The following is a 21,429-nucleotide window of genomic DNA, read 5'->3' on the forward strand; positions in this document are numbered from 1 at the left end:
TAACAAATATGTACGCGCCCGCCGCGTTTCAAGCGAAGGGGGCGTTCACACATGCGTTATGTTCCGGCGACACTGTCTCTGACCTGTTTAACTTTCGAGCGGTAGATTCGTTCCGAAAATCCGCCGAGGCCGGAGCGCACCATCAGTTCATACATCACCCGCCTGCGCATGGGATTGTGCAGTCGCACGACGGCGGAGCCGAGAAATTGCGTTTCGACATGGCCAAGCGCCTGCAAATCGGGTTCGTCGGCGATGGCGCCGGCGTAAACCGCGTGAAATTCGCGGTGGCAGACATAGGTCTTGTATTTGGTCATGGCGAAGCAGGCGAGGCTGTGGCCATGCGTGCGCAGAAAATCGGCGACGCCAACAGTCACTTCCGGCCAGGCAGGGTTGAAGGTGTCGTCGAAGACGATGACGCCGTGCGGGGCGATCGCCTCCATCGCCAGTTTCGCATCGGCCAGCACATGATGCAGGTGGTGCCCGCCATCGATGCTGAAGAACCGAACCGGGCCGATCTTCGAGGTGATGTCGGCGGCTGCGAGCCGGGTGCTGTCACCCTTGATGATCAGGTCCCTGTCCATGGCAAAACCCAGCCGCCGGCCGTTTTCCATCAGACGGTCATACTGGTCGAGGCTGCCATCCTCCGGCGGGTCCATTTCGAACAGGTCGACGCCAAGTACCTTCTCCTGCACCTGCGCGAATTTGCGCAGCAGAAAATAGGAGCGGCCATAATAGACGCCGATTTCCGCCATGCCGCCCTCAAGGCCGTCTCTCGTCTGCGCCTGCAGAAGCGCCTTGAAGACAAGGGCGTCGGGTGGATCGATATAGCCTTCGACGCTGCGTAGATCCTGAAATATAAACCGGCGTTCATCGATGTTCATGCGCGATAGATCCCGTCATCATGCCGGTTTCGTTCAGCTCTGCGGATCGAACGAAAAGCGTCCCTTGCGGCGTTTGTATTCGGCAAGCTCGTTATGCGGCCACGGTATTTACGGGGACGATTTCAAGCAGGCCGGGGGGCCGAGGAGGTGCGATGATTGAAGCGGAATTGGGGCGGTCTACAAAAAGGACCATTCGTGGAATATCGCTATCCGCTAATCTTTTTTTATTATCCGGGGCTTCCGGCAAGATGCATGGCGCGGTTTTTTGCCGCGCCATGCGGCTTTTTCAGCCGCGCAGGGCGGTGATCAGTTCCTGCATGTCATCCGGCATGTCGGTTTCGAACTCCATCACCTCGCCGGTGCGGGGGTGTTCGAAGGCGAGCAGATAGGCATGCAGCGCCTGTCGCGGGAAGGCGTTGACGGTGCTTCTGGCCGGTTCGTCCAGCAGGTTCGCCTTGGTGCGGAAGGCTGCGCCATATTCCGGATCGCCGATCAGCGGGTGGCCGATATGGGCCATGTGCACGCGGATCTGGTGGGTGCGGCCGGTTTCCAGGCGGCATTCCACCATGGAGGCGAGGCAGGACGCATCCGGCCTTTCATGGAAGCGCTCCATCACTTCGTAATGGGTGATTGCCTCGCGGGCATCGTAGGTATCCTCGCGCTTGACGGCACGTTTGGTGCGGTCGGCGCCGCGGCCGAGTGCTGCGTCGATAGTGCCGCGCAGCGTGCGCGGCCGACCCCAGACCACGGCCTTGTAGGCGCGTTCCAGCGGGCCGGTGCGGCCATGGTCGGCAAATTGCGCGGCGAGATGGCGATGGGCGTTGTCGTTCTTGGCCACGACCATGACGCCGGAGGTTTCCTTGTCCAGCCGGTGCACGATGCCCGGCCGCTTCACGCCGCCGATGCCGGAGAGGCTGTCGCCGCAATGGTGAATGAGGGCATTGACCAGCGTTCCCGTCCAGTTGCCGGCACCCGGATGCACGACGAGACCGGCGGGCTTGATGAGCACGATCAGGTCCTCGTCCTCATATTCCACGTCGAGCGGGATATCCTCGCCCTTGGGTTCGGGGTCTTCCGGCTCCGGCATCACGATCTCGATGCGGTCCTGCGGGTGCACCTTCTTTTTCGGTTCGGTCACCGGCGTCCCGTTCAGGAAAACCGCGCCCTGCTCGATCAGCGCCTTCAGGCGGCTGCGCGACAGGTCGCCGCCAACTTCGGCCGCCAGCCAGGAATCGAGGCGGCCTTCGGCGTCTTCCCCGGCAATCAGGACTTTCCTTGCGTCTCCGCCTTGTTTAAAGGGGTCGTTCATTCTTATTTTTCCGATCAATCAGCATTTCAGGGAACCCGATGACGCAGATCGAGCAAGACGAACAGGAAGACAAACCGCTTGATCCGGCCATGGATAAAGTTCGCCGCAAGATGATCCGTTTGCAGATCGTGTCTGGCTCCGTGATGTTTATCAGCCTTATGGCCGTCTTCGGCGCGGTTGTCTACAAGGCGGTGGGGCCGTCGAAAACCGTTGCGACGCAGAGCGTACCGCAAAATCTGGGCGTTCCCACCGGCAATGGACCGCTTGCCGTGACCGCCAGCCTGCCACAGGGCTTTACGATCGACAATGTCAGCTATTCCGGCGGCGACATGCTGTTTTACGGCAAGCTTGCCAACGGCACCCGCAAGGCATTGGTCTTCAACGTCGCGACCGGCCGGTTCCTCGCCGATGTGACGGTCGATGCCCAGTGAGGGTATTAATCCGGCGCTCCTCGACGGGCGGACGCTGATCCCGGTCGAAGACCCGGCCGATCCGCGCATTGCCGCCTTTCGCGACATTCGCGAGCGCGACCTGACCGGCCGGCAGGGCCGCTTCATCGCGGAAGGCACGGTCGTGCTGCGCATGCTGGCCGCCGCGCACAAAACGGGCGGCGCCTTTGCGGCGGAAAGCATCCTCATCCTCAAAAACCGGCTTTCCGGTGTGGCCGATATCCTTGCTGATTTTCCGCCCGATGTCCCGGTCTATGTGGCGGAAGCACCGGTTCTGGACGGTATCGTCGGTTTTCACCTGCATCGCGGCATTCTGGCGCTCGGCCGCCGGGTGCGTGACATGACGCTGGACGGATTGACGGACACGCTTCCCGTCTCGTCGCTGGTGCTGGTAGGCTGCGGCATTTCCAACCACGACAATCTGGGTGCGATGTTCCGCAACGCGGCGGCTTTTTACGCCGATGCGGTGTTTCTGGACGAGACCTCATGCGATCCGCTGTATCGCAAGGCGCTCAGGGTGTCCGTCGGTTCGGTTCTGTCGGTTCCCTATCATCGCGGCGGCGGCGCGGTGGAAATGCTGGAGCGGCTCGCTGCCGCTGGTTTTGCGATCTGGAGCCTTTCGCCCAACGGAACGACCGAGATACGCGACATTCCCCGTTCCGAGCGCATGGCGCTGGTCATCGGCACGGAAGGCGAGGGGCTGCCGCAATCGGTGCTGTCTCGGTTCCATACCGCGCGGATTGCGCAGTCGCCGCAGCTGGACAGTTTGAATGCGGGGACGGCTTCGGGGCTGGCGCTTTATCAGATGGCGGGGGCGATAGGGCGGGTGTAAATCTTGCGGCGTTTGTGGGGGAGGGGTTATCCCTTAGCGAATGCCGCTCACCCCCCTCTGTCCTGCCGGACATCTCCCCCACAAGGAGGGAGATCGACCCGAGGCGGGGTCCCGCCCATCTCGACGTTTGAGAATGAAGTGACGGTAAAGCTTCTTGCCGATCTCCCTCCTTGTGGGGGAGATGCCCGGCAGGGCAGAGGGGGGTAAACCTCACGCGCAAAGGCGAGGATAAGCTCACCCGCCGAAGACCCGTAGTATCAACCCTTCCGCTTACCCATCAATTCACTCGCCCGCGTCGCGAGACTATCGCGGCCGGTCGAAGCGGCGGCTTTGGCGAGAATTCCCGGAATCGGCGATTTGTCGCCCTCCTGCGCAGCGGTGAGTGCGATCATCTGGGCGGCGATGCGGGCGATTTCGCGGCGGATCGGTTCGTCATTGCCGGTGCCGCGCACGTTCAGCAGGCGTTCGGTGAGCGCCGTTCCCTGATTGCGGATATCCTCGATCTCCTGCGCCAGACCTTCCGGGGGCGGTGTCGCCGGTTCCACGATGGGGGAGGTGTCTGCCGGAACGACGGGCGCGATTTCGGGGGCCGGGACCGCCTTTTGCGGCGGCGTTACGGTTTTCTCAACGGGCACGGCGGGGTTCGGCAGGCGGATGATCATGTCGTTGGCGCGGCCGCCGGTTGCCGCAAGCTGTTCCTTCAGGCGGGCGACCTCCTGATTGCGCAGCGTCAGCATGGTGTCGAGATCGGCGTTTTTCGCCATGAGACTGGCGAGCTGGTCCTCCAGCCGGGTAACCTTGCGGCTCTCTCGCGCAACCGCTGTCATGGCTTCCTTGTTGCGGGCCGCCACATCCTGCAATTCGCGGCTTGCCGTCTCGCCTTCCTTGCGGAAACGGGAAGCGCTCTGTTTTGCCTGCTCGGCCTCCAGATCGCGGGTGGCGGCGAGGATTTTCGAATCATCCAGCTCGCGCGTCAGATTGGTGAGGCGGGCGGTGATTTCCGACATCTGGCCGGCGCGCTCGTTTGCGGCCTTTTCCTGCTCCAGAAGACTTGCCTGTATCACGCCGGCGCGTTCCTCGCTGGTGTCGAGGGCGGCGCGCAGGTCGCCGATCTCCAGCGTCAGCTCCTCGATTTTCAGCAAAAGGCCACGGTTTTGTTCGCCGAGGCGGTAGGCATCGCTGGAAGCGGCCTCGTTGGCGAGGCGAAGCGAGGTGTTTTTTTCCCGCTCCGTATCCAGTTCCTGGCGGGCCTTGGCGTTTTCGGCGGCGTAGAGGGCGCGGGCCATGTCCTTCTGGGCGCGGACTTCCTGCGGGCTGATGGGCATCGTCGCGCGCAGGCGGTTTTCCGTATAGGCGACGATGCGGCGATGGATCGCGGGCGCGATCAGCAAGGCCAGCAGGGTTGCGGTGAGAAAACCCAATCCGAAAAGAATGGCATATTCAATCACGCGAGACAGTCTCCGAAACTCAGATACGCGCGCATTCGGAAAGAGGGCGCGAACGCACGTTACGCTATTATTGCAACCGTGGGGAGGGGGCTCCGCCAAGGCGTTGATAGAGGGCGACGGGGCTGCCGCTTGTTTCTTCTCCCCGCAGGGGAGAAGGTCGCGGCAGCGGGATGAGGGGGCGAGCGTTCCGAAATCCAGAGAGGGTGCCCCCTCATCCGACCCTTCGGGCCACCTTCTCCCCCACGGGGAGAAGAAACATGCCGCGACGTCTTGCCCTAGGTCAAATCCCTCAGGTGCCGGTCAATCAGAAGGGGTTCCAGGTCGGCTGCTGGGTGAGCTTCAGGTAGCCGACATTGATGCCGAGGCGCGCGCCGATGCCGGTGCGGATGGGCGCCAGCGTGACATCGCTGCTCTTGAGATAGGTCATGCCGACGCCGGCGACGATGAAGGCGGAACCGCTGACGCCGCCATAACGGCGGTAAAGCGCATCGACCGAAGGCAGGTTGTAGACCAGCATCATGGCGCGGGTGCCCTGGCCACCGTAATCGAGGCCGAGCGACGGACCCTGCCAGAAGACCGGATGCTGGCCGGCATTCTTGGTATAAAGTGTGCCTTCGCCATAGGTGAGGCCCGCGACGAAAGCGCCGGAGCCTTCCTGACCCAGAATATAACCGTTCGGAAGACCGTATTGCTGGAAGGCGCGTTCCACCACCTTGGCAAGGCCGCCGGTGGTTTCCCCAAAGAATCCGTGGCCTGCATCCACGACTTCCTGGAAAGAATATTGATCGCTGTTCTGGGCCGAGGCCGGCGCGACCCACATCAGGAGGCTGGCAAGGAGCGCAAAAATCTTTCCCAGTCCGAGGCGTGCAATGGTGCGGGTTTTCGTAAGGCGCATCGTCATGTCCGTCCGTCTGTTCGTTGGTGCATCAGTCCGAAAATCCGGATTCGATTTTCGACAGGACCGATGCGCAGATTCAAAGTGCTGGAACATTCCTTGTCCGTCCGAACGGATGCGGGGCGCTCCAGGGTGGCCTGTTAAGGCATTTGGCATTTTGAAACCATCCTATTAACAATCGGTTTACCAAATATGGTGTCATTATGGCTTAACAATTTCCACACCGTCCGCGCCTCCCTTGCGCAGGAGAGAATTTTATGACGAGCAAACTCAATATCACGCTGTCCGGTCCCGATCTGGCGGCTCTTCTGTGCAGTCGTGTGTGCCATGACGTGATCTCTCCTGTCGGCGCCATCAATAATGGCCTCGAATTGCTGGACGAGGGCGGCACCGATGACGATGCGATGGATCTCATCCGTACTTCGGCCCTTAACGCATCCGTGCGGCTGAAGTTCGCACGGCTGGCTTTCGGCGCCTCCGGTTCCGCCGGCGCTTCCATCGATACCGGCGAGGCCGAAAAGGCCGCCAAGGATTTCGCCGCCGCCGAAAAGAAGGCCGAAGTGAGCTGGAACGGCCCACGCGCCATCGTTGCGAAAAATCGTGTCAAACTTTTGCTCAACCTCTTTCTCGTCTCCTACAGCGCCATCCCGCGCGGCGGCAATGTGGATGTGGTGCTGGAAAACCCTGAGGGTGACGCCAAGTTCGAAATCACCGTCAAGGGAAAGATGATGCGTATTCCGGCGAAATTCGCCGAGATTTACGAAGGCAGGCTGGAAGAGGCGGTCGACGCTCATTCCGTGCAGCCCTATTACACGCTGCTCTTGGCGGAAGAGGCCGATATGGCGGTGGAATACAAGGTGCATGAGGATCGCATCGTGTTTACCGCAAAGACGATTGCCGCGTGATCGTTCAATTGCAGAGGTGAGTTTTCGAAAGGTCGGGCCCGCATCTGTCGGTACGCCGACCTTTTCTGTCCGGGGAACAGGTTCATGACACGTCTGACAACCGCTCGCCTCGTCTTGCGGCCGCACGTCATCACGGATGAAGCGCTTTATCGCGCGTTCTGGGGCGCGGACGTTCACCCCATCGAAGGGGTCAGATCGATTGCTCCGCTCGACCCTGAACTCGCTTTTGCCCGGCTTTTACGCTTCATCGGCCATTGGTCCGCTTTCGGCTTCGGCCCCTTTGTCGTGGAGGAGGCAAGCACCGGACGTATCGTGGGTGAGGTGGGTTTCGCCCATATGCGCCGTGGAAACGGGACCGATTTTGATGGCGTGCCCGAGGCGATGTGGAAAATCGACGCGGAACTGACCGGCAAGGGCGTGGCGACGGAAGCGGTGGCGGCGGCAACGGAGTGGTTCGACAGCAGCGGGATTTCGCAGCGCACCGTCTGCATGATCGATCCGCTCAACACCCCTTCGCTCGCCATCGCCGCCCGTTTCGGCTTTCGCCCGTTTCGCGACACGACGTTCAGGGACAGCCCGGTCCGGCTTTTCGAGCGGATGGTGGAGATTTAGCGCGGCTTGCGGCCGGCCGTCTCGATCGCGTTTCAGGACGACCTGAAACCTGTTTGAGGTCTCGGGCGGTGGCGGTTTGAACCAAGGGTTGGTCCAAGATCAACTCCTGGAGCTTCACATGCGCTATATTTTTCTGGTCGCAATCGCCATCCTCTCCATCGCTGCGCCCGCAATGGCGGAAACCGCCGTTGGTTTCAAACAACTTGAATTGCCCGATGATGCCGGGGCGAGAAAGCTGAACCTGTCATTGTGGTATCCGGCTGCGGCGTCCGGGAAAAGCGAGATCGTGGGTGAAAACGCGGCCTTCTATGGTCTCGAGGTCCAATCTGGTGCGTCGTTTCTGGCCGGTTCCCGCCCCCTCGTGCTGCTGTCTCACGGTTTCGGCGGAAGCTGGCGCAATCTGAACTGGATTGCCGGAGAGCTTGTGCAGCAGGGTTATGTCGTGGCCGCGCCGGATCACGCCGGCGAATCATTCACTGAAGAGAATGCGGCGGAGATCGTCCCGTTGTGGGAACGGCCGCGCGATATCAGCAGAACGCTGACGGCGCTGCTCGACAATGACCAGCTCGCCGGCAAAATCGACAGGACGCGCATCGCCGTGATTGGCCATTCTCTTGGAGGCTGGACCGCGATGGAGCTGACTGGTGCCCGCTACAGCGCCGATCTCGCTCTAAAAGACTGCAAAACGGAGAAAGTTTTGCCGCAATGCAAGGCGCCGCGGATGCTGGGCAAGGTCGGAATCGTTAACGAGGGCAAGGCCGATCCACGCCTTTCGATGGATTTGAGCGATGTTCGCATCCGCGCGGTGGTCGCGCTCGACCTTGGCCCGGCCGCCGGTTTTCTGCCGGAAACGCTAAAACGGGTGGACGTGCCGGTTCTGGTTCTGGCCGCCGGTGTGGAAACGCCCGAGATTGCCGCCATCAAGGCCGATTCGGAATATATCGCCGGGCATCTGCCAAAGGTGACGACGGTTTATCGGGAAATACCGGATGCCAGCCACTTCAGCTTCATGCAGATATGCAAGCCAAACGGCAAAAAAATCGTCGAGGAGCTTTCGCCGGGAGAAGGTTTCGTCTGCCGTGATGGCGGCGGCAGGGACCGCGCAGCCATCCACCGGCAGATCGCGGAGGCGATTGTCGGCTTCCTGAAAGTGGAAATGCATTAAGATGGGTGTTTGAGACGTCGCGCGGCGTCTTGTTTTTCAAACCGCGTTGATCTGATGATACCGATAGGCAAGGTCTTCGGGGTCGGAACGTGGTGCCGATGGGTCGAGAATGCCGCCGAGGCGCTGCGCAACCGCTGCGGATTTGCTGTTGTGCGGCGAGACATAGCTGACCAGCGTTTGCAGTTTCAGGGTCTCAAACGCCCAGTCGCGCAGTGCAGAAGCGGCTTCCGCAGCATAACCGCGGCCTTCCTGGCCGTCGTAAAGCAGCCAGCCCAGTTCTTTTTCCGGAAACAGCGGGCCGTGATTGATGCCGACCTGGCCGATACATTGCCCGGTTTCGCCAAGTTCGATCATCAGCGCGCCGTGGCCGAAAAAGTGCCAGTTGGCCAGATCGTGGCAGAAAACGCCCCAGGTCGAGGGCAGATCGTATGGCCCGCCGACGCCGATGGAGCGGGTGGACGCCATGAAATCCCGATAGGCGGGGAAATCCGCCATGACCTGCGGGCGCAAAGTCAGGCGTTCGGTCCTGAGGGTGGGGATAGAATGATCCATGGCACTACCCAATCATGAAATCGCAAGAAAAAACCCGCTGTCACCAGCGGGTTTTTTAAAAACTGCCATACCCTGAAAAGGATCAGGCGGTTTCGAGAAATTCCGCGGCGGCATCCGGCTCGCGCAGCACATAACCACGACCCCAGACGGTTTCGATGTAATTCGCGCCGCCTGCGGCGTTTGCGAGCTTCTTGCGCAGCTTGCAGATGAAGACGTCGATGATCTTCAGTTCCGGTTCGTCCATGCCGCCATAAAGGTGGTTCAGGAACATTTCCTTGGTCAGCGTCGTGCCCTTGCGCAGCGAAAGCAGCTCAAGCATCTGATATTCCTTGCCGGTCAGGTGAACGCGCTGGCCACCCACTTCAACCGTCTTGGCATCGAGATTGACGATCAGCTCGCCGGTGGAGATGACCGATTGCGCATGGCCCTTGGAACGGCGGACAATGGCGTGAATGCGGGCAACAAGCTCGTCCTTATGGAAGGGCTTTGTCATATAGTCGTCTGCGCCGAAGCCGAGACCGCGAACCTTGTCCTCGATGCCGGCCATGCCGGAGAGGATGAGGATCGGTGTCTTGACCTTGGAAAGGCGCAAGGTTCTCAAGACCTCGTAACCCGACATGTCGGGAAGATTGAGGTCGAGAAGAATAATGTCGTAATCGTAGAGCTTACCGAGGTCCACGCCTTCCTCACCGAGGTCGGTCGTGTAGACGTTAAAACTTTCCGACTTGAGCATCAGTTCGATGCTCTGCGCTGTCGCGCTGTCGTCTTCAATAAGTAGAACCCGCATAATTATCCCCTTTGCCGCCCGCAGATTGGTAAATCATTGCCTCGCGCGATGCGGATCCAGACGTTGCCTGATTTGCAGGCTGCCACCAAATGGTTAACAAATTCTAATTGCCTTTGGCAAGGTGTATCGAATTTATTAAGCAAAGTAGGCATTTTGCTGTTTTTGCACGTGAATCCACCATCGCCAAAATTGAAGCTTAACGTGAGGATATCGCGCTAAGTGATTCAATCGACTCTTACATCGTCTGGCCCGTTTTTTGGACCTGGCATTTACCGACCCTTAAATGATCGTGTTTATCATTAACGATGCCCGTAAACGAAAGGTTAACGGCGGCGTTTTTTTATTAACGCCCGGTAACTTTTGGGAATCATTCCGGCACAACGGGTTAACCCGGCCGGTTGAACGGGCGGGTTAAACGGGCCGATCAGGGGGCATAGTGCCTTTTTGATCCGGGTCTCGCTATCCATGGAGTATTGCGTATGAAGTCGCGTGACAGCCTGGTTCGCCTGAAGGAATTTCAGGTCAACGAAAAACGTCGGCAATTGCAGCAGTTGCAGCAGATGATGTCCGAGTTTGAACGGATGGCAAAGGAACTGGTGCATCAGATCTCTCTTGAGGAGACCAAGTCTGGAATTACCGATCCGACACATTTTGCCTATCCGACCTTCGCCAAGGCCGCGCGTCAGCGGGCGGACAATCTTCAGGTCTCGATCCGGGAACTGAAGGCCCAGCAGGAGGCCGCGGAGGCTTCTCTGGAAGAGGTGCAGGCCGAATATGAAAAGGCGGCGGCACTGGAAAACCGCGACGGAGCGATCCGCGCCCGCGCCTGAATATCGGCGCAAGATCAGATATGATCGTCCTCATTGACGGCTGCCAGTGGATCAGGAGGCGTCTTTCAATGACGGGATGCCATGTGTTTTTTTGAGAGGCCGCCCTTTGTGGCGGCCTTTCACTTTGGCGAACCGCCAACCTTTTCCAGGCAAGATTTTCCCCAGAGTGACAAGGGGCCGGGGGCATCCGGGATTTCGATTGTCCGGGGTTGGGGAAAGGCGTAATTTAACGGGGTTCCGACCGAGAGCCGGAGGCTTGTCCCACGCGCGTTCCGCGCGAACGCGGGTGGGCCAGACGCAGGGAGGAAAACAAATGGCCCGCCAATATATCGATTGCCGTGAATTCCCGAGCGACAGCAAATGCTCGATCGCCATCTCCGCCGATACGCCGGAGGAGCTTATGGAAGCGGCCGTCCAACATGCGATGACGGTGCACGGCGCAAAGGATACGCCCGAGTTCCGCGAGGAAATCCGCAGGAGCATGCATGCCGGGACACCGCCGCTGAAGGCGGCGTAACGGGTGGACGATGCCCTTGTATGAATAACGCGGTCTTGGAACGATTGCGAGGGGTCGAGTGTAGGCCGCTCGCTTCTTCTCCCCGGCGGGGAGAAGAAATACGCCGCGCCGCTTGTGATTATTCTGCTGTCAGGCTGAAGATGGAGCTGACCTACCCCTGAATAACATCCGCCCATTCGGGGTGGCGCAGCGTCTGGGCTTTGAAGAACGGGCAGAGCGGAATGATTTTCCATCCGCCCTTGCGGGCCTCGTCGATCGCGTGGGCCGCGAGCGCCTGACCGACCCCCTTGCCGCGCAGGGCATCGGGTACGCCGGTATGGTCGATGATAACAAGGGAAGGGGAGGTGCGGGAATAGGTCATCTCCGCCGTATGGCCGTCGACGGTTGCCGAATATTCGCCGCGCGATCCGGTTTCTGTGCTGAGGATGTCCATGGTTTGCGCCTCCTTGTTGCTGCTCGTATTCGCCACTGTAACGGCTCGCGCCTGAATTGAAACAGCGGGAATGTAAACGCAGCGGACACAAACCGGCGACAATGGTTTTTACCAAAGTGGGCGGACATGCTTCTTTCGGGAAGACCCGACATCAATCCAAAAGCCCCGTCGATGGTCCGGCGGGGTTTTTGAAAATCCGGCTTCGGCGCGTTGGGCTCGCGCGTGCGATATCAGTGACGATATTGCTGGATGCGCGTGGTGCGCAGGCCGGCAAGGCCATGATCGGAAATCGAAGACTGCCAGGACAGGAACTCTTCGACGGTAAGCGTATAACGCTCGCAGGCTTCCTCGAGGCTCAACAGTCCTCCGCGAACCGCTGCAACCACCTCCGCCTTTCTGCGAATGACCCAGCGACGGGTATTGGCAGGCGGAAGATCCGCAATCGTCAGAGGGCTGCCATCGGGGCCGATGACATATTTAACTCGTGGGCGTATCATTTCGGTCATTGGACACTCTATACAAACTCAAGACCATATGACGGGAACTTTATCCCGGTACCTTTAAAAATTGACTAAGCAGCTCGTGACAATTTATTAAGAATTTGAACGGTTTCGCCTGATTTGTTCGAGTCGCCTTATTTTGCCGGGAAAAATTTTTTCCAAAAATCGCATTTTTTATCGCCCATCGGTTGTTTGCTTCACAGCGCCGCAAGCGAAAGGCACGTTTTTCCGCTGCCGTGGGTAAATTCCGCCACGCCCCCATGCAGCAGCCTCAGGCGGTCGCCAGCATTGAGGGCAAGGATGACGGTGGCCGACTGCGAGGCGCCGGCATTGGATGCATTGCCGGCCACGCTGAGGTCACCTGCTGCGCCATTCACGGCAAGCGATACCCGGTGGCCGGAAGAGGACACCAAGGCAAGCGACAGGATGGCCAGATAGAGGCCCTTTGCGGGAACGACGAGTTCCTTTCCGCCGCCGGTTCCGACCGGATCGCCCAGACTAAAACCACCCTCATCGATGAAGAGCAGGGAAAACCCCGCCGCCGAACCGTTAGCCGGCTTCGTCGTGCCCGCCGGCAGGCCCGCCAGAACCACGGGCCGGTTGGGCATCGAGACCCTGCCGTCGCCGCCGCAGACTAGGGCGGTGCGCCAGGAAACGCCGTCCGTGCTGGTCTTGATCGAAAAACCGTCATTGCCGGCAAGGCCAATTTCCGCGCGTCCGCTCCAGCCGGACTGGAACAGCAGCGATGCGGTATCGGCCTTCGCCGCCTTGTTGATCGTCATGCGGTGGCTGCCATCCTCTTGGGCGTGGCTGAAGAGGCTGGCGGGGGAGGCAAGCGCCAGGCGGTTGGCGGCATCGGCCTGCGTGCCGATGCCGAGCCTTTCGAACCTGCCTGTCGCGGGCAGCGGCATGTCCCGCCATGCGCCGTCCCGCAGGACGCGGTGTTTGTTCTCAGCGGCAAACCACGCCGTCCAGCCGGGCTGCGGCGTGATCAGCAGCCACGCGCCATCCTGCCGGAAGGCGAGCTTTCCGCCCTTGCCGGCCCAGTCGCCGGCGGCGTCCACGGACAGGAGGAAACAATCGGCTTCCGGGGAATTGTCAGGCGGTGCGGCGACCACGTCCCCGATGACCAGTTGCACAATCGCGTCCAGCCTTTGCAGCGCCTCGTTATGGGTGACATGTTTCTGCGCCTGCGAGGGCAGGATGTAAGGAAGCCGAAGTCTCGCCGTCTGTTCCGTCATGATGTCTCTTCCGCGCTCGATTTGCCGTTCGCCAGCGATTGTGATGCGGCGGGGATGAGCGGGGATGAAATTATTTTTGGCGGCTTCGGCGGGAGTGTGTTTAGTGGTTGTGGGCGAGCGGGAGAGGCGATGTCTTTGCTTCGGTGTATGCGGCTTCACCCCCCTCTGCCCTGCCGGGCATCTCCCCCACAAGGGTGGAGATCGACTCGTGGCGAGGTCCCGTCAATCTCGACGTTTGAGAACGAAGCGGTGGTAGCGCATCTTGCTGATCTCCCTCCTTGTGGGGGAGATGCCCGGCAGGGCAGAGGGGGGTAAGCCGCATACACCGAGGCGAACGTCTAAAAACGCCCAATCACCCAAGCCAGCACCGCCGCTTCGCCGCAAACCTATCCCGCGATTTCCACCGCCGCCATTGCGCCCTCGGCAATAAAATCCGGGTTGGCCAGCGCATCCTCACTGTCGCCTCTCACCTCATAGGTAAGCGGACGGCCTTCACAATCGAGCGTTCGGCCGCCGGCGGCGCGCAGCACGGCGTCGCCGGCCGCCGTGTCCCACATCATGGTGCGGCTGAAGCGGGGATAGATATCGGCGACGCCTTCCGCGAGCATACAGAATTTCAGCGAGGAACCGACGGAAATACAGTCCTTCAGGCCGTGTTCGGCCACGAAGGCTTCCGTTTTCGCGGTGCAATGCGAGCGGCTGATCAGCGCCACCGGAGATGCGCCGCGTCGGCGCGCACGGATGGGGTGGCGCGCAAGGATCGCGCCTTCGCCGGAGATTGCGAGCTTTTCGGCGCTGTCGTCCTTGCCGGTCCAGGCTTGCCCGCGACAGGGGGCGTAAACCACACCGGCGACCGGAACGCCGTTTCGGATCAGGGCGATATTGACGGTGAAGTCATCCTTGCCGGAAATGAATTCCTTGGTCCCATCAAGCGGATCGACCAGAAAGAATTCCGTGCCCGTCTCCGGCAGGATGCCGTTCGAGACCGCTTCTTCGGCTATCACCGGGATTTCGGGAAAATGGGCGGCCAGCGCCTCGAGAATGATCGTCTCGGCGCGCTGATCGGCTTCTGTCACCGGCGAGCAATCATCCTTGTAGGACACATGCGGGCCAGCGCGATGGACCGCCATGATCGCCTGTCCGGCGTCCAGCGCCGCTTTCGTCAATATGTCGATCATCTCTGTGCCGTTGCCATCTCGTGACGGAATATTGCGATCTTCAATGTCGCTACTCCTTTGCCCGCCGTCCGTCAAACAATGCGGCGTACAATGCGTCAGGCAATGCTTAAATAAGGGTTCGGACGCCGTTTTTTTAGCACTTCCTGCCAAAATCATGGCTTATTTGATGGGGAAAAGGGCAGCGGATGTGGAAATTCCAAATTTTGTGCAGGATCGCCCGTTTTTGACTTCACATTTTTAGCGAACACGATATGGATTTTGCAGGTGGGGGGCTGCCTGAAAGGGTTCCCTCTATAATTAACATAAACGAGGCGTGGCTCATTTGAGGTCATGCCCAGGGGAAAGACATGGAGTATTTTATCCAGCAGCTCATCAACGGGCTGACTCTTGGATCGATCTACGGCCTCATCGCAATTGGCTACACGATGGTCTACGGCATCATCGGCATGATCAACTTTGCCCATGGCGATATTTTCATGCTTGGCGGTTTTGCCGCGCTGATCGTTTTTCTGATCGCAACATCGTTTTTTGCCGGTATTCCGGTGGCGCTTCTCCTGCTTTTGATGATGGTCGTCGCCATGCTGATGACCGGCCTGTGGAACTGGGTCATCGAACGCGTCGCCTACCGTCCGCTCAGAGGTTCGTTCCGCCTCGCACCGCTGATCACCGCCATCGGCATGTCGATCGCGCTGTCCAACTTCATCCAGGTGACGCAGGGTCCGCGCAACAAGCCGATCCCGTCCATGGTGACGGAAAACTATCATTTCGGCTCCGTCACGGTCTCGCTGAAGCAGCTGATCATCATGGTGGTGACCTCCGTACTGCTCTTCGCCTTCTGGTACATCGTCAACAAGACCCCGCTCGGCCGGGCGCAGCGCGCCACGGAACAGGACCGCAAGATGGCGGCGCTTCTGGGCGTGGATGTCGATAAGACGATTTCCATTACCTTCATCATGGGCGCGGCGCTCGCCGCCGTGGCCGGTTCGATGTATCTGATGTATTACGGCGTGGCGTCGTTCAGCGACGGCTTCATCCCCGGCGTCAAGGCCTTCACCGCAGCCGTTCTCGGCGGCATCGGCTCGCTTCCGGGCGCTGTGCTCGGCGGTCTGCTGATCGGTCTCATCGAATCCCTGTGGTCGGCCTATTTCTCCATCGCCTACAAGGATGTTGCGGCATTCGGCATCCTGGCTTTCGTGCTGGTCTTCAAACCGACCGGTATTCTCGGTCGTCCGGAAGTCGAGAAGGTGTGATCCCATGACCAATATCGCTTCCGAAACCGATACTTCCAGCCCAAGCCCGATGGCGGCGGCCGTGAAAGAAGGCTTGATTGCGGGCGTTGTCTCGTTCGGCATGTTCATTCTTTACGTCGGCATCGTCACCTATCAGGATATCAACAACCAGCTCATCTGGGGCACCCGCTGGGGGCTTCTGGCGATCTTCGTCGCCATCGCCGCTATCGGCCGCTTCCTCGTGGTCGGCTTCATCAAGCCGTCTCTGGATCGTCGCCGGCTTGCCAAGGCAAAAAGCGGCATTCTGGAAATCTCCGAGGAAAAGGGCTTTTTCCACAAGCACTTCCTGAAAATCGCGCTGGTTCTGCTGCTGCTTTACCCCATTATCGCCGTTCAGCTGTTCGGCTTTCAGGGTTCCCTGAAATTCGTCGACAATTTCGGCATCCAGATCCTGATCTACGTGATGCTGGCCTGGGGCCTCAACATCGTCGTCGGTCTGGCCGGCCTGCTCGATCTGGGTTACGTGGCCTTCTACGCGGTGGGCGCTTATTCCTATGCGCTGCTGTCAAGCTATTTCGGCCTGTCCTTCTGGGTGCTGTTGCCGCTTGCCGGCATTCTGGCGGGCTTCTGGGGCGTCATCCTCGGTTTTCCCGTGCTGCGGCTTCGCGGTGACTATCTGGCGATCGTCACGCTTGCCTTCGGTGAAATCATCCGTCTCGTGCTTTTGAACTGGACGGCCGTGACCAAGGGCACTTTCGGCATTTCCAGCATCGCCAAAGCCTCGGTCTTCGGCATCTGGTCCTTCGATGTCAGCGCGCCGAACAATTTCGCCAAGGCCTTCGGCCTGCCAATGTCGTCGGCCTATTACAAGATCTTCCTGTTCTACGTGATCCTGCTTCTGTGCATGCTGACGGCCTATGTCACCATAAAGCTGCGCCGCATGCCGATCGGCCGGGCGTGGGAAGCGTTGCGTGAGGATGAGATCGCCTGCCGTTCGCTCGGCATCGACACCGTCATCACCAAGCTCACCGCCTTTGCGACGGGGGCGATGTTCGGCGGTTTCGCCGGTTCGTTCTTCGCCGCGCGCCAGGGTTTCGTGTCGCCGGAAAGCTTCGTCTTCCTGGAATCGGCCGTCATCCTTGCCATCGTCGTTCTCGGCGGCATGGGGTCGCTGACGGGTATCGCCATTGCCGCCCTCGTCATGGTCGGCGGTACGGAGCTTCTGCGCGAAATGGAGTTCCTGAAACATGTCTTCGGACCGGATTTCACGCCGGAACTCTACCGCATGCTGCTCTTCGGCCTCGCCATGGTCATCGTCATGCTGTTCAAGCCGCGCGGTTTCGTCGGCTCGCGTGAACCCACGGCCTTCCTCAAGAAACGCAAGGCCGTTTCCGGCAGCTTTACCAAGGAAGGTCACGGTTGATGGCTTCCGGAACGACAACAATGACAACTGACACGATCCTCAAGGTCGAACATCTCTCGATGCGCTTCGGCGGCCTGATGGCCATCAACGACTTCTCCTTCGAGGCGAAGCGTGGCGAGATCACCGCGCTGATCGGCCCGAACGGGGCCGGAAAGACCACGGTTTTCAACTGCATCACCGGTTTCTACAAGCCGACGATGGGCATGATCACCATGCGTCAGCAAACCGGCGAGGCGCATCTTCTGGAGCGCCTGCCGGATTTCGAGATCACCAAGAAGGCGAAGGTGGCGCGCACCTTCCAGAATATCCGCCTGTTTTCAGGCCTGACGGTTCTGGAAAACCTGCTGGTGGCGCAGCACAATGCGCTGATGAGGGCCTCCGGCTACACCATTCTCGGCCTTCTCGGCCTGCCCACCTACCGGCGGGCGGTGGATGCCTCGATCGAGAAAGCCAAATACTGGCTGGACAAGGCCGACCTGACCGAGCGCGCCGACGATCCGGCCGGCGATCTGCCCTATGGCGCCCAGCGCCGTCTGGAAATCGCCCGCGCCATGTGCACGGGGCCGGAGCTTCTGTGCCTCGACGAACCGGCGGCCGGTCTCAACCCCAAGGAATCGCTGGCGCTCAACGCGCTGCTGCGCGGCATCCGCGATGAAGGTACGTCGCTGCTTTTGATCGAGCACGACATGTCGGTGGTGATGCAGATCTCCGACCACGTCGTGGTTCTGGAATACGGCCAGAAGATTTCCGACGGCTCGCCGGACCATGTGAAAAACGACCCGAAGGTCATCGCCGCCTATCTGGGTGTCGAGGATGATGAAGTGGAAGACGTGATTGCGGAAGAACTCGACGGAGGAGCGGCCTGATGTCCGGTGAACCGCTTCTCAAAGTACAGGGTGTCGAAACCTATTATGGCAACATCCGGGCGCTGGCCGGTGTCGATGTCGAGGTCAACAAGGGCGAGATCGTCAGCCTGATCGGCGCCAACGGCGCCGGCAAATCGACGCTGATGATGACGATCTGCGGCAGCCCGCAGGCGCGGGTGGGCCAGGTGACCTTCGACGGCGAGGATATCACCCATCTGCCGACACATCTCATCGCCCGCAGGCGCATCGCCCAGTCTCCCGAAGGCCGCCGGATTTTCCCGCGCATGACGGTGCTGGAAAACCTGCAGATGGGCGCCAATCTCGACAACCTCAAATATTTCAAAGAGGACGTCGAGAAAATCTTCGTCATGTTCCCGCGGCTGAAAGAACGCCAGAGCCAGCGCGGCGGCACGCTTTCCGGCGGCGAGCAGCAGATGCTCTCCATCGGCCGCGCGCTGATGGCAAGGCCGAAGCTTCTGCTGCTCGACGAACCCTCGCTGGGTCTCGCGCCGCTGATCGTCAAGGGCATCTTCGAGGCGATCAAGAAGCTCAACCAGGAGGAGGGGCTGACCGTCTTCCTCGTCGAGCAGAACGCCTTTGCCGCGCTGAAGCTTTCCGACCGCGCTTACGTGATGGTCAACGGCAAGGTGACGATGAGCGGTTCGGGCAGGGAACTGCTCGCCGATCCGCAGGTGCGCGCCGCTTATCTGGAAGGCGGACGGCACTGAAAGATTTTACTTGCGCCGGGGATTTTGCGGCGCAAGACTGCAAACGGTGTCCTGTCGGCCCTGGGGGCAAGTGGCGGGATGCAAACAATAAAATGCCTGCCGGGAAAACGGCGGGACGACAGACAAGGCAGGGTCTGGGCATTCACGCCCGGCACTGATGGGGAAAGCGATGCAGGGCCTTTTTTTCGAAACAGATAGCGGCGTGCGTTATATTCTGCGCGCACTGGTTGTTCTTCTGGGTTTCTGGACGGCGTGGCGCACGGGGAAATCCGTGGCCGATAGCTGGGGCGATTATCCGCGTGTGGTCATCTACACGCTGGCATTAGGGTGCGTCATGCGGTTTCTGCATTACGCGCTCTTCAACGGGCCGTTCATCAACGGCTTTTACTACGTGTTTGACGTCGTGCTTCTTCTGGCATTTTCCAGCATCGGTTTCCGCATGCGTCGGACGAGCCAGATGGTCAATAACTACTATTGGCTTTACGACAGGACGTCGGCATTCTCCTACAAGAAGAAAGATTGACAGGCGGATTCTTCCGGCTGCAAAATACTCGTTAAAGTGGAACGATTTCTGTTCGGTGAAGGTGGGTACTGAACAGGTCCTTGCAATCAACCCATCCAAGGAACTGGGAGTAAAATAATGAAGAAGTCTCTTCTTTCCGCTGTTGCGCTGACCGCCATGGTCGCGTTTGGCGGTTCGGCCTGGGCCGACGTCGTGATCGCTGTCGGCGCACCGCTGACCGGCCCGAATGCTGCTTTCGGCGCTCAGATCCAGAAGGGTGCCGAACAGGCTGCGAAAGACATCAATGCCGCCGGCGGCATCAATGGCGAGCAGATCAAGATCGTCCTCGGCGATGACGTATCCGACCCCAAGCAGGGTATCTCGGTCGCCAACAAATTCGTTGCCGACGGCGTGAAATTCGTCATCGGTCACTTCAACTCCGGCGTTTCCATTCCGGCTTCCGAAGTTTACGCGGAAAACGGCATTCTGGAAGTGACGCCGGCCGCGACCAACCCGGTCTTTACCGAGCGCGGCCTGTGGAACACCTTCCGCACCTGCGGTCGTGACGACCAGCAGGGCGGCATCGCCGGCAAGTATCTGGCCGACCACTTCAAGGACGCCAAGGTCGCCATCATTCACGACAAGACCCCTTATGGTCAGGGCCTTGCCGATGAAACCAAGAAGGCAGCCAATGCGGCCGGCGTGACGGAAGCCATGTATGAAGGCGTCAATGTCGGCGACAAGGACTTCTCCGCGCTGATCTCCAAGATGAAGGAAGCCGGCGTCACGGTCATCTATTGGGGTGGCCTGCACACCGAAGCCGGCCTGATCATCCGCCAGGCGGCCGATCAGGGCCTCAAGGCAAAGCTCGTTTCGGGCGACGGTATCGTCTCGAACGAACTGGCCTCCATCGCCGGCGACGCCGTCGAAGGCACGCTCAACACCTTCGGTCCCGATCCGACGCTGCGTCCTGAAAACAAGGAACTGGTAGAGAAGTTCAAGGCCGCCGGCTTCAACCCGGAAGCCTACACGCTCTACTCCTATGCAGCGCTGCAGGCGATCGCAGGTGCCGCAAAGGCTGCCGGTTCCGTTGAGCCGGAAAAGGTTGCCGAAGCTCTGAAGAAGGGCTCCTTCCCGACCGCGCTCGGCGAAATCTCCTTCGACGAAAAGGGCGACCCGAAGCTTCCCGGCTACGTCATGTACGAGTGGAAGAAGGGCCCGGACGGCAAGTTCACCTACATCCAGCAAGGGACGTAAGTCTTAGCCGGATCATAATCCATCGAAGCCCGGCAGCGATGCCGGGCTTTTTTGCTTTTACGGCGGAGCGGCTGCCGGGTTTGCGGGGCACTTAGCCCCGAATAGCCGTTGCACATCCCGTCTCACCCGCTTTTCGCCGCCAGTCTCTCCAGCACGATATCGGCGCGTTCCGAAACCGTAGCTTTCAGCAATATCACCGTTTCATAGTCCAGCCGGGCATAGTCCCGCAGCAGGCGTTCATATTCCTCGACCGCAGCATCGAAACCATGCTTGCGCTCGCTGTCGCCCCGGTAAATTTCCGGCCAGGGCGGGGTCAGGAAGACCAGCCTGTTGTAGCGATGTGCGTGCCGCAGCGTTTCGATGAAAGTGTCACCGGTCACATGGTGAAGTGCGGAGGCGGCGTCGATCAGGCCGCGGTCAAAAAAGACGAGGCCGTCTGATGGTGCTTTCTGCCGGTCTTCGAGGGCCATGGCGATCGCCCGGCGGGCAAAGGCCTCGATGTCGATCCAGGGCAGGGCGGTGCCATTATCACGGGTCTCCTCAATGACGATGCGGCGTCCCGGCTCCTCGACGGTTGCAAAGCCGCGCCGGGCAAGCTCGGCAAGAAGGGTGGACTTGCCGCCGCCGGAACAGCCGGAGAGAATGATGAAACGGTCCATGGGAGGTCCTCCTTGGTCGGGTTTTAGGGGGATATTCGAGGAATGGTCTGCGGCGTCGCCGCTTGTTTCTTCTCCCCGAGGGGGAGAAGGTCGCGGCAGCGGGATGAGGGGGCGAGGGTAGAGATATTCGGTGAGGGTGCCCCCTCATCCGACCCTTCGGGCCACCTTCTCCCCGGCGGGGAGAAGAAACAAGCGGCCCTCACTCGGCCAATAAATTGGTGCTCTGCGCTC

24 protein-coding genes are annotated in these 21,429 nt (G+C 59.9%); 13 read left to right on the top strand and 11 right to left on the bottom strand.

Translation table 11 applies throughout. The annotated features are described in order from the left end of the window. Positions 1-56: 56 nt before the first annotated feature. Both RS75_RS19325 and RS75_RS19330 read right to left on the bottom strand, forming a co-directional pair. Complete coding sequence (locus RS75_RS19325; protein WP_045023469.1) at positions 57-881, bottom strand: class I SAM-dependent methyltransferase; 825 nt, start codon at positions 879-881, stop codon at positions 57-59. Positions 882-1,167: 286 nt separating this feature from the next. Further along, positions 1,168-2,190, bottom strand: coding sequence for an RluA family pseudouridine synthase (locus RS75_RS19330; protein ID WP_045023471.1), 1,023 nt, complete (start codon positions 2,188-2,190; stop codon positions 1,168-1,170). A 38-nt stretch (positions 2,191-2,228) separates the two neighbouring features. On the opposite strand from RS75_RS19330, the gene RS75_RS19335 reads away from it, so the two are divergent. Both RS75_RS19335 and RS75_RS19340 read left to right on the top strand, forming a co-directional pair. Then, on the top strand, positions 2,229-2,621 hold the full coding sequence (locus RS75_RS19335) for a hypothetical protein (protein WP_045023474.1): 393 nt from the start codon (positions 2,229-2,231) through the stop codon (positions 2,619-2,621). After that, a complete protein-coding gene (locus RS75_RS19340) occupies positions 2,611-3,471 on the top strand; it encodes a TrmH family RNA methyltransferase (protein ID WP_045023475.1) in 861 nt (286 codons plus the stop codon). Before RS75_RS19335 ends, RS75_RS19340 begins: the two co-directional genes overlap by 11 nt. 257 nt (positions 3,472-3,728) lie before the next feature. Here the strand turns inward: RS75_RS19340 and RS75_RS19345 are convergent, their stop codons facing one another. Together RS75_RS19345 and RS75_RS19350 are read right to left on the bottom strand one after the other, a co-directional pair. Next, complete coding sequence (locus RS75_RS19345; RefSeq protein ID WP_045023477.1) at positions 3,729-4,919, bottom strand: coiled-coil domain-containing protein; 1,191 nt, start codon at positions 4,917-4,919, stop codon at positions 3,729-3,731. 304 nt (positions 4,920-5,223) lie between these two features. Then, complete coding sequence (locus RS75_RS19350) at positions 5,224-5,820, bottom strand: DUF1134 domain-containing protein (RefSeq protein ID WP_045023479.1); 597 nt, start codon at positions 5,818-5,820, stop codon at positions 5,224-5,226. A gap of 251 nt (positions 5,821-6,071) precedes the next feature. On the opposite strand from RS75_RS19350, the gene chpT reads away from it, so the two are divergent. From chpT to RS75_RS19365, 3 genes are all read left to right on the top strand, one after another. Next, positions 6,072-6,719: a histidine phosphotransferase ChpT gene (gene chpT, locus RS75_RS19355; protein WP_045023481.1), complete on the top strand. Its 648-nt coding sequence runs from the start codon at positions 6,072-6,074 to the stop codon at positions 6,717-6,719. A gap of 84 nt (positions 6,720-6,803) precedes the next feature. Next, the gene (locus RS75_RS19360; protein WP_045023483.1) at positions 6,804-7,331 is read left to right on the top strand and encodes a GNAT family N-acetyltransferase; all 528 of its coding nucleotides are present in this window, start codon (positions 6,804-6,806) and stop codon (positions 7,329-7,331) included. Between the two features lie 118 nt (positions 7,332-7,449). Then, on the top strand, positions 7,450-8,496 hold the full coding sequence (locus tag RS75_RS19365; RefSeq protein ID WP_045023484.1) for an alpha/beta hydrolase family protein: 1,047 nt from the start codon (positions 7,450-7,452) through the stop codon (positions 8,494-8,496). Positions 8,497-8,532: 36 nt separating this feature from the next. Here RS75_RS19365 and RS75_RS19370 read toward each other — a convergent pair whose 3' ends face one another. Both RS75_RS19370 and ctrA read right to left on the bottom strand, forming a co-directional pair. Next, the gene (locus RS75_RS19370; RefSeq protein ID WP_045023485.1) at positions 8,533-9,048 is read right to left on the bottom strand and encodes a GNAT family N-acetyltransferase; all 516 of its coding nucleotides are present in this window, start codon (positions 9,046-9,048) and stop codon (positions 8,533-8,535) included. Positions 9,049-9,130: 82 nt separating this feature from the next. Continuing rightward, the gene (ctrA, locus tag RS75_RS19375; RefSeq protein WP_045023486.1) at positions 9,131-9,835 is read right to left on the bottom strand and encodes a response regulator transcription factor CtrA; all 705 of its coding nucleotides are present in this window, start codon (positions 9,833-9,835) and stop codon (positions 9,131-9,133) included. A gap of 479 nt (positions 9,836-10,314) precedes the next feature. On the opposite strand from ctrA, the gene RS75_RS19380 reads away from it, so the two are divergent. Then, positions 10,315-10,665, top strand: a complete 351-nt coding sequence (locus RS75_RS19380) for a flagellar export protein FliJ (RefSeq protein ID WP_045023487.1) — start codon at positions 10,315-10,317, stop codon at positions 10,663-10,665. 313 nt (positions 10,666-10,978) lie between these two features. After that, entirely contained in the window at positions 10,979-11,182 is a 204-nt protein-coding gene (locus RS75_RS19385; RefSeq protein WP_045023488.1) for a DUF1059 domain-containing protein, read from the top strand. A 151-nt stretch (positions 11,183-11,333) separates the two neighbouring features. Here the strand turns inward: RS75_RS19385 and RS75_RS19390 are convergent, their stop codons facing one another. The 4 genes from RS75_RS19390 to cysQ form a co-directional block, all read right to left on the bottom strand. Beyond that, positions 11,334-11,615, bottom strand: a complete 282-nt coding sequence (locus RS75_RS19390; protein WP_045023489.1) for a GNAT family N-acetyltransferase — start codon at positions 11,613-11,615, stop codon at positions 11,334-11,336. 230 nt (positions 11,616-11,845) lie between these two features. Then, positions 11,846-12,121 carry a CtrA inhibitor SciP gene (gene sciP, locus RS75_RS19395; RefSeq protein WP_004430042.1) on the bottom strand — a complete coding sequence of 92 codons (276 nt, stop codon included), beginning with the start codon at positions 12,119-12,121 and terminating at the stop codon, positions 11,846-11,848. Between the two features lie 191 nt (positions 12,122-12,312). Further along, the gene (locus tag RS75_RS19400) at positions 12,313-13,356 is read right to left on the bottom strand and encodes a DUF2793 domain-containing protein (RefSeq protein WP_045023493.1); all 1,044 of its coding nucleotides are present in this window, start codon (positions 13,354-13,356) and stop codon (positions 12,313-12,315) included. Positions 13,357-13,742: 386 nt separating this feature from the next. Then, the gene (gene cysQ / locus RS75_RS19405; RefSeq protein ID WP_045023496.1) at positions 13,743-14,534 is read right to left on the bottom strand and encodes a 3'(2'),5'-bisphosphate nucleotidase CysQ; all 792 of its coding nucleotides are present in this window, start codon (positions 14,532-14,534) and stop codon (positions 13,743-13,745) included. Between the two features lie 347 nt (positions 14,535-14,881). On the opposite strand from cysQ, the gene RS75_RS19410 reads away from it, so the two are divergent. The 6 genes from RS75_RS19410 (at position 14,882) to RS75_RS19435 (ending at position 20,539) form a co-directional block, all read left to right on the top strand. Beyond that, complete coding sequence (locus tag RS75_RS19410; RefSeq protein ID WP_045023499.1) at positions 14,882-15,784, top strand: branched-chain amino acid ABC transporter permease; 903 nt, start codon at positions 14,882-14,884, stop codon at positions 15,782-15,784. Between the two features lie 49 nt (positions 15,785-15,833). Continuing rightward, positions 15,834-17,186 (top strand): high-affinity branched-chain amino acid ABC transporter permease LivM, encoded by a 1,353-nt coding sequence (gene livM, locus RS75_RS19415; protein WP_407691575.1) that lies wholly within the window; start codon positions 15,834-15,836, stop codon positions 17,184-17,186. Beyond that, positions 17,186-18,052 carry an ABC transporter ATP-binding protein gene (locus RS75_RS19420; RefSeq protein WP_045023502.1) on the top strand — a complete coding sequence of 289 codons (867 nt, stop codon included), beginning with the start codon at positions 17,186-17,188 and terminating at the stop codon, positions 18,050-18,052. Before livM ends, RS75_RS19420 begins: the two co-directional genes overlap by 1 nt. Continuing rightward, positions 18,052-18,780: an ABC transporter ATP-binding protein gene (locus RS75_RS19425; RefSeq protein ID WP_045023504.1), complete on the top strand. Its 729-nt coding sequence runs from the start codon at positions 18,052-18,054 to the stop codon at positions 18,778-18,780. The genes RS75_RS19420 and RS75_RS19425 overlap by 1 nt, the downstream gene beginning before the upstream one ends. A gap of 169 nt (positions 18,781-18,949) precedes the next feature. Then, positions 18,950-19,303, top strand: coding sequence for a DUF6867 family protein (locus tag RS75_RS19430; RefSeq protein ID WP_045023506.1), 354 nt, complete (start codon positions 18,950-18,952; stop codon positions 19,301-19,303). A 117-nt stretch (positions 19,304-19,420) separates the two neighbouring features. After that, positions 19,421-20,539, top strand: a complete 1,119-nt coding sequence (locus RS75_RS19435; RefSeq protein WP_045023507.1) for a branched-chain amino acid ABC transporter substrate-binding protein — start codon at positions 19,421-19,423, stop codon at positions 20,537-20,539. A gap of 122 nt (positions 20,540-20,661) precedes the next feature. On the opposite strand, the gene RS75_RS19440 is transcribed toward RS75_RS19435, so the two are convergent. Then, on the bottom strand, positions 20,662-21,198 hold the full coding sequence (locus RS75_RS19440; protein WP_045023509.1) for an AAA family ATPase: 537 nt from the start codon (positions 21,196-21,198) through the stop codon (positions 20,662-20,664). Between the last annotated feature and the right edge of the window lie 231 nt (positions 21,199-21,429).

The sequence above is a fragment of the Rhizobium nepotum 39/7 genome (genome assembly GCF_000949865.1).
Classification (GTDB): Bacteria; Pseudomonadota; Alphaproteobacteria; order Rhizobiales; family Rhizobiaceae; genus Agrobacterium; species Agrobacterium nepotum.